At 71.6% G+C, this 7,831-nt stretch carries 7 protein-coding genes; 4 read left to right on the plus strand and 3 right to left on the minus strand.

Translation table 11 applies throughout. The features are described from left to right. The first annotated feature begins 138 nt into the window (after window positions 1-138). Window positions 139-408, plus strand: a complete 270-nt coding sequence (locus FNH08_RS38705) for a hypothetical protein (RefSeq protein ID WP_152776210.1) — start codon at window positions 139-141, stop codon at window positions 406-408. A 166-nt stretch (window positions 409-574) separates the two neighbouring features. Here the strand turns inward: FNH08_RS38705 and FNH08_RS38710 are convergent, their stop codons facing one another. Further along, window positions 575-1,369, minus strand: a complete 795-nt coding sequence (locus tag FNH08_RS38710; protein WP_152776211.1) for a ferritin-like fold-containing protein — start codon at window positions 1,367-1,369, stop codon at window positions 575-577. A 466-nt stretch (window positions 1,370-1,835) separates the two neighbouring features. Here FNH08_RS38710 and FNH08_RS38715 point away from each other — a divergent pair, with 466 nt between their 5' ends. Both FNH08_RS38715 and FNH08_RS38720 read left to right on the plus strand, forming a co-directional pair. Then, window positions 1,836-4,097 carry a DEAD/DEAH box helicase gene (locus tag FNH08_RS38715; protein ID WP_228034621.1) on the plus strand — a complete coding sequence of 754 codons (2,262 nt, stop codon included), beginning with the start codon at window positions 1,836-1,838 and terminating at the stop codon, window positions 4,095-4,097. A 214-nt stretch (window positions 4,098-4,311) separates the two neighbouring features. Next, on the plus strand, window positions 4,312-5,199 hold the full coding sequence (locus FNH08_RS38720; protein WP_152776212.1) for an alpha/beta fold hydrolase: 888 nt from the start codon (window positions 4,312-4,314) through the stop codon (window positions 5,197-5,199). On the opposite strand, the gene FNH08_RS38725 is transcribed toward FNH08_RS38720, so the two are convergent. Beyond that, a complete protein-coding gene (locus tag FNH08_RS38725; protein WP_152776213.1) occupies window positions 5,196-6,101 on the minus strand; it encodes an NYN domain-containing protein in 906 nt (301 codons plus the stop codon). The two genes, FNH08_RS38720 and FNH08_RS38725, sit on opposite strands and share 4 nt — an antisense overlap. 259 nt (window positions 6,102-6,360) lie before the next feature. Between FNH08_RS38725 and FNH08_RS38730 the strand changes: the two genes are divergently transcribed. Beyond that, complete coding sequence (locus FNH08_RS38730) at window positions 6,361-6,513, plus strand: hypothetical protein (protein WP_152776214.1); 153 nt, start codon at window positions 6,361-6,363, stop codon at window positions 6,511-6,513. 20 nt (window positions 6,514-6,533) lie between these two features. Here FNH08_RS38730 and FNH08_RS38735 read toward each other — a convergent pair. Then, a partial coding sequence (locus tag FNH08_RS38735) for an MFS transporter (protein WP_152776215.1) occupies window positions 6,534-7,831 on the minus strand: 1,298 nt, incomplete at its 5' end.

Genomic DNA, 7,831 nt, shown 5'->3' on the forward strand with positions numbered 1-7,831 from the left:
GCCCGGACGTTACTCCGCCCGCAGTCAGAACCGCACAGACGGAGCACATCTCCCCCACAAACGATGATTGCCTTCCGCAGGTCAGGGGTAAGACGGGCACAGACCGATCTGCTCAATGCCGTGCGGGAGGGACCCATCATGTTCTTGGAAGCGCTCGGCTCCGCGATGCTCGGTCTCGCCCTGGCGTGGGCGGCCCTTCACCGGCTGCCGCACCGCCTGCCGTCCCGCACGCTGGTCCTGCCGACCGGTGCCGCCGGGGCGCTCTTCGGCGCGTTCCTCACCCACAGCGCGCTGGGATCCGGGCACCTGCTGGTCGTCCTCACCGGCGCACTGATCGTCTCCGTGGCCTCACTGTCCCTGCTGCTCCGCCCCGCGGAGCGATTTCGGCGCCGGTCGGCGACGGCGTAAGGCCGGCCGCCGACCGCAGAACCGGGACCGCTTAGGTCGCGCCCCTGTTTTTTCAGGGGCGCGGGGCTGTCACAATGTGCGGCTCCGCCGCGTGGGCGCGACCAGCCACAACGAGCCCGCAGCCGCCCCCACACACAAACCCCCACGGCGCTCGGGCGAACCCCGCTCAGGCCGCGAGGCCCAACGCAGCCATCCGCTTGGTGTGCGCCTCGGTGATCCGCGAGAACATCTTGCCGACCTCGGCGAGGTCGAACCCGTCCGCGACCCCGCCGACGAGCATCGTCGACAGCGCGTCCCGGTCGGCGACCACCCGCTGGGACTGCGACAGCGCCTCACCCATCAGCCGCCGCGCCCACAGCGCGAGCCGGCCGCCCACGCGCGGGTCCGCGTCGATCGCTGCGCGCACCTTCTCGACGGCGAAGCCTCCGTGCCCCGTGTCGTCGAGCACGGCGAGCACCAGCCCGCGCGTGTCCGAGTCGAGGCGGGCCGCGACCTCACGGTAGAAGTCGCTGGCGATCGAGTCGCCGACGTACGCCTTGACCAGGCCCTCCAGCCAGTCCGAGGGCGCCGTCTGCTTGTGGAAGCCGTCGAGCGCGGCCACGAACGGCTCCATCGCCCGCGTCGGCTCCTCGCCGATCTCGGTGAGCCGGTCGCGCAGCTTCTCGTAGTGGTGGAACTCCGCCGACGCCATCTTGGCCAACTCGGCCTTGTCCGCCAGCGTCGGCGCCAGCTTGGCGTCCTCCGCGAGCCGCTCGAACGCCGCCAGTTCCCCGTACGCGAGCGCTCCGAGCAGGTCCACGACCGCGGCGCGGTACTGCGGGTCGGTGGAGGCCCGCTCCCAGTCCTGGGCGGCTACCCCGGTGTGCTCGACGGTCTCGACGGTTTCGGCGGTGTCGGCGGTGTCGGCGGAGGTCTCGGTGGCGGTGTCGGCAGCGTGGTCAGGCTTGTCAGACGTCGTCATGCAGCGCACAATAGCTCGCTCGCTGTGCGCCGTAAGTCCCTGGTCAATCACTGTGACGACGACTACGTGACCAAATCGGCCATCGCATGTGCGTGATTCCGGGGTATGGTGGTAATGCGCCTGCCGAATATTCGACGGGCCGCACGTATGAGGATGCCCGGTCGGTGGCCCGATCGGCTCCGACCCGACAGCCCTCCTGGGTCGTACGGCAGTGTTCGTACGGAGTCCGGAGGGACCCTCAGCGGTTCGAGCGCTAGAGCGTCGGCAGTGGTCCCGTGCCCCACGGTCAGCCCGTGAGGCGGCCGACGTCCCCCTGGCACGGTCCGACACGACCCCCGCGCTCGCCTCGCACCGCCCACACAGAAGAGGCAGCACCCTGACTACGTTCCGAGAACTCGGGATCCTTCCCGAGACTGCCGAGGCCCTGGAAGCCGTCGGCATCACCACCCCCTTCCCCATCCAGGAGATGACACTCCCGGTCGCCCTCTCCGGCACCGACGTCATCGGCCAGGCCAAGACCGGCACCGGCAAGACGCTGGGCTTCGGCCTCCCGCTCCTCGAGCGCGTCACCGTCCCCGCCGACGTCGAGGCCGGCCGCGCCCGGCCCGAGGACCTCACCGACGCCCCGCAGGCACTGGTCGTCGTCCCCACCCGCGAGCTCTGCACCCAGGTCACGAACGACCTGCTGACCGCGGGCAAGGTCCGTAACGTACGCGTCCTGGCCATCTACGGCGGCCGGGCGTACGAGCCCCAGGTGGAGGCGCTCAAGGTCGGCGTCGACGTGGTCGTCGGCACGCCGGGCCGTCTGCTGGACCTCGCCGGCCAGAAGAAGCTCAACCTGAAGCACGTACGGTGCCTGGTGCTCGACGAGGCCGACGAGATGCTCGACCTGGGCTTCCTGCCCGACGTCGAGAAGATCATCAACATGCTTCCGGCCAGGCGCCAGACCATGCTCTTCTCGGCCACCATGCCGGGCGCGGTCATCGGTCTCGCCCGTCGCTACATGTCGCAGCCCACGCACATCCGGGCCACGGCTCCGGACGACCACGGCGCGACGGTCGCGAACACGGCGCAGCACGTCTACCGCGCCCACTCCATGGACAAGCCGGAGATGGTCGCCCGCATACTGCAGGCCGAGGGCCGCGGCCTGGCGATGGTCTTCTGCCGCACCAAGCGCACGGCCGCGGACATCGCCGAGCAGCTCCAGCGCCGCGGGTTCGCCTCCGGCGCGGTCCACGGCGACCTCGGCCAGGGCGCCCGCGAGCAGGCGCTGCGGGCCTTCCGCAACGGCAAGGTGGATGTCCTCGTCTGCACCGACGTGGCGGCCCGCGGCATCGACGTCGAGGGCGTCACCCACGTCATCAACTACCAGTCCCCCGAGGACGAGAAGACGTACCTGCACCGCATCGGCCGTACGGGCCGCGCGGGCGCGTCGGGTACGGCGATCACGCTCGTCGACTGGGACGACATCCCGCGCTGGCAGCTGATCAACAAGGCGCTGGAGCTCACGTTCAACGACCCGCCGGAGACCTACTCCACCTCCCCGCACCTGTTCGAGGAGCTCCGCATCCCCGAGGGCACCAAGGGTGTCCTCCCCCGGTCCGAGCGCACCCGTGCGGGCCTGGAGGCCGAGGAAGTGGAGGACCTGGGCGAGACCGGCGCCCGCGGCCCGCGCGGCCGTGCGGCACGTCCCGCCCGCCCCTCGGAGGACCGTCCGGCGCGTGCGGACCGTACGTCCCGGCGCCGCCGCCGTACGCGCGCCGGTGCCCCGGTGGAGTCCCCGGCCTCCGAGGCCCTCACGGACGCCACGGGTTCGACGGGCGCCGCAGCCACCCCGGACGGCTCGGAGCCTCGTACCCCGCGCCGCCGTCGCCGCACCCGCGTCGGCGCCTCCGCGGACCAGCAGGCCGTGCGGGAACCGGCCGCCCCGGTGACCACCGAGGCGGTTTCTCCGACGGAGCCGAGCGAGGCCCTGGAAGAGGCCCCGAAGCCGCGACGCCGCCGCACCCGCAAGGCGGTGGCCGCGACTGCCGCCGAGTCGGTGGTGGACACGGTGGAGGCCACGGAGACGGCCCTGGCCCCCTCGGAGCCCACGGTGGTCACAGAGGTCGCAGAGGTCACGGAGCCCGCGGAGACCAAGCCGCGACGCCGTACGCGCAAGGCCGCGGCCGCTGCTCCCGCCGAGTCGGCGGTGGACACGGCCGAGGAGGCCACGGAGCCCGCGGAGACGAAGCCACGGCGCCGTACCCGCAAGGCTGCCGCCGCCGAACCGTCGGTCCCGGCCGAAACCGCCCTGGACACGGCTGAAGCCACGGAGACCAAGCCCCGCCGCCGCACCCGCAAGACCGCGGCCACCACCGAGGCACCGGCCCAAGCCACCGCCGAAACCACCCTGGACACAGCCGAAGCCACGGAAGCCAAGCCCCGCCGCCGCACCCGCAAGGCGGTGGCCGCGCCCGAGGCCGAGATCCCGGCGCAGTCGGACGCGGCCCCCGAGGCCAAGCCCCGCCGCCGGACCCGCAAGGCCACGGCTGCGGTTGCCGCCGAGCCGGTGGTGGACGCGGTGGAGCAGGCCACGGAGCCCGCGGAGACGAAGCCACGGCGCCGTACCCGCAAGGCTGCCGCCGCCGAGCCTTCGGTCCCGGCCCAGGCCGGCGACGAGGCCGAGGTGAAGCCCCGGCGACGTACCCGGAAGGCCGCGGTCGCCGCGGAGGCCCCGGAAGCGTGATCGCTGCCGCTTGACAGCAGCCGACTGATGGCCCGGCCCTCCTTTCCGGGGGCCGGGCCATCGGCGTTTCCGTGGGCCGGGCCATCGGCGTTTCCGGGGGCGGCCATCGGCGTTGCCATCGCGGGTGAGTGGGGTGGTCCCTCTCCGTCCGCTGTGGCTGGTCGCACACTTCGCCGAGCCCCGGTCGGCATGTGCCCCCGTATAACCTCGCCCCATGAGCCGTCCCGCCACCTTCGCCCCGCCCCCGGGAGCGCGAGCGCACCGTCTCCGTACCCCCCGCGGGGAATTCGCCGTGATCGAGGCGGGTACGGCCGAGAAGGGCACCGTGCTGCTCCTTCCGGGGTTCACCGGCAGCAAGGAGGACTTCATCGCCCTCCACCAGCCCCTGGCGGACGCCGGCTACCGGACCATCGCCGTGGACGGACGGGGCCAGTACGAGACCCCGGGGCCGAAGGACGACGAAGCCCCGTACGCCCAGGACGAGTTGGCGCAGGACGTCCTCGCCCAGGTCGCCACGGTCAGCGACACCCCCGTGCACCTCGTCGGCCACTCACTCGGCGGTCAGATCGCGCGAGCGGCCGTACTCCTCGATCCGGCCCCCTTCGCCTCCCTCACCCTCATGTCCTCTGGTCCGGCCCAGATCTCGGTCTCGCAGCAGCAACGTGTGAAGCTGCTGAGGGACGCCCTCACCGTGATGGACATGGCCCAGGTGTGGGACGCCATCCAGGCCATGGAGCCCCCCGAGGAGACGGACACGCCCGCGCTCGACGAAGGTCTGGACGACCGTGCCGCCCTGCGTCACCGCTGGCTCGGCAACAGCCCGGCCCAGCTCCTGGCCACGGGCCGCCAGCTCTGCACGGAACCCGACCGCGTCGCCGAACTGGCCGCGCTCCGGCTCCCCGTCCACGTCCTCTCCGGCGAACGCGACGACACCTGGCCCGTCCCCCTCCTCGACGACATGGCCGTACGGCTCCACGCGCACCGCACCGTCATCCACGGAGCCGAGCACTCACCCAACGCGGACCGGCCGGAGGCGACGGCCCGGGCGTTCGTCGAGTTCTGGGACGGCACCCAGCTCCAGCACCCCCGCAGTACTGGCTAGAACTGCGCCTGCAGATGCTCCCAGAAGCCGTCCCGCAGCGCCCGCCGCAGGTCGGCCTGTCCTCGCAGGGAGTACTGCAACAGCCCTTCCGCCTCCACGAGCAGGTCCTGGTCCACCGAGCCCGGCAGATACGGATGCCCGGGCAGCAGTTCCGCCACCGTCTCCCGACCCCGCGCCGCCAGCCACTTCGCGGCGATCTGCGCGCCCACGAAACGGACGTCCTCACGGGTCGGGCGGGCGGCGGTCGAGGCGTCGTACGTGGGTGCGGTCCGCCGTGACACGTAGGGCTTGAAGAAGTCGAGGTCGAGCGTCCGCTGGCTGTCGACCTCCCAGAGCAGCGGCTCCGCCTGGTTGCGGCCCTCGGGCGCCTCGATGCCCCAGAGATGGACCCGCGCTCCGTAGCCCTGGGCCGCCTCGACCGCCGACACCAGGTCCTCGTCCCCGCCGAGGAGCGCCGCGTCGCTGATGGCGCGGTGGCGGGCCAGGGACTCGAGGTCGGTCCGGATGAGGGAGTCGACGCCCTTCTGCTGGTTGTTCGCGTTGAGGTTGCCGAGCCGGACCTTCACGTCCGGCAGTTCCGCGATCGACTGCTGCTCCGCCGTGTGGATGCGGCGTCTCGCTCCGTCGTACCAGTACACCCTCAGCAGCCGGCTGTCGGCGAAGACCGTGCGTGCCCGGTCGATGAGGGCGTCGATGAGCCCCTCGGCGTCCAGGTCGAAGGACCGCCGGTCCTCCGTTCCGGCGACGAGCCGCCCCGCGGCCGCGTAGAGGTAGCCCGCGTCGACGAAGATCGCATGCGTCGAGGGCGTCTTCGCCACCTCGGCGAGCATGCGCTGGAGCAGCTCGTTCGTGCGGTCGATGCGGGCGCCGAGCGCCGTGAGGTCGTCGTCGTTCATATGCATACATTGTCCCGGCGGTCACGCTGCGAACACAACCGGTCCCAATCAGTCTTCTTCACCCGGCGCCCTCTTCACCCGGTGGCACTCGCTCCGGGCAAGCCGCTCACCTGCGAGTAATTAGCTTCTCGAAAAATTTCCTTAGCGTAGGGAATGTTTGTAACACGCATCCCGTTGACTTCCTTGGGAAGACGGGCCAGCAACGTCCCGCGCTCCAGCACCAGTAGTTCTCCTTCAGGAGGATGACCAGACGAAGGGAGAAGCCATGCGCTTCGAAATCATGCGACTCGACGACGTCGACGGCACGCCCGTGGACAGCACCGTCGTGGACGCCGCCTCCGTCAACCGGATCGTTCAGCAGGCCGCTGCCATCGGACAGCGACTGTGGATCCGCCCAGCCGAATCGACCGCCTCGTAACCCGCAGGCTTTCCCGCGCTTCAGAGCCCCGTACGGTACGGATGCCGTGCGGGGCTCTGTGCGTGCCCGTGGCCGGACGGCAGGAGCAGCAGAAGGAGCGGAGTGGCGAGGAGCAGGGCACCCGCGGTCCCGATGGCCGTACGGGTGCCGACGAGGGCGGCCAGCACCCCCCACAGGGCGGTCAGGGACGCGATGGTGGCCTTGCTGGTGACCGACCACGCGGTGAGCGTGCGGGCGACCCGTTCCGTCGGTGTCCGCTCCAGCCGCTGGGTGGCGAACACCGGGTTGAACACGCCCATACAGGTGATCAGCCCCAGCTCGACGGCCATGACGAGGACGAGACCCGGGGTGCCGGGACCGACGAAGGCCAGCCCGAGCGACCAGCACGCGCGCAACGTCCCGGCGGTGAGCATGACCCTGTGCTGCCCGAACCGCGTGACGAGCCGACGGGACAGCCGCGAGCCGATCAGCCCGCCTATGCAGGGCGCCGAGAAGGCGAGCGCGTACTGCCAGGGCGCGAACCCCAGGTGGCCGAGCATGAGGACGGCCAGGAGCGGTGCGGTCGCCATGATCAGGCCGCTGACCAGCACGGTGTTGAGGAACAGCGGGCGCAGCGCGGGGTCGGTCAGGATGTACCGCCATCCGTCGAGGAGGTCGGCGACGCGGGGGCGCGACGCCTGTTCAGGCCCGTCCAACTGTTCAGGCCCGTCGGACTGTTCAAGCCCGTCCGCCTGTTCAAGCACCTTTCCGGTGGGTGCGGGGCGCGGCTCCCCGCCCCCGATCGCGCCGATCCCCACCGCCGAGAGCAGGTAGCTCACCGCGTTGGCCACCACGGTCATCACCGGGCCGAACATCCCGATCGCCGCTCCGCCGAGGGGCGGTCCGAGCATGGTGGTGGTCCAGGCCGTGGCCTCGAACCGCCCGTTCGCGACGAGTAGGTCCTCCGGCGGTACGAGTGCCTTCAGACACGCCCCGGCGGCCGCGTTGAAGATGATGTCGGCCGCGGCGACCACGACCGACACGACCACGAGCTGGACGAAGCTCAGCAGGCCCAGTGCGAACGCGGCGGGGACGCTCAGCAGCGCCGCGAACCGGACCAGGTCCATCGCGATCATCACCGGCCGTTTACGACGGGACTCCACCCACGGGCCGAGCGACACCGCCAGCACCGCCCCCACGGCCAGCCCCGCGGCGGCGAGCGCCGAGACCTGCGTGGGCCCGGCGTGCAGCACCAGGACCGCGATCAGGGGGAACGCGTCGAACGCGAGCCACGTGCCGAACGAACTGACCCCGTACGCCGCCCACAGCCACCCGAACC

The organism is Streptomyces spongiae, assembly GCF_009377185.1.
GTDB classification, from domain to species: Bacteria; Actinomycetota; Actinomycetes; order Streptomycetales; family Streptomycetaceae; genus Streptomyces; species Streptomyces spongiae.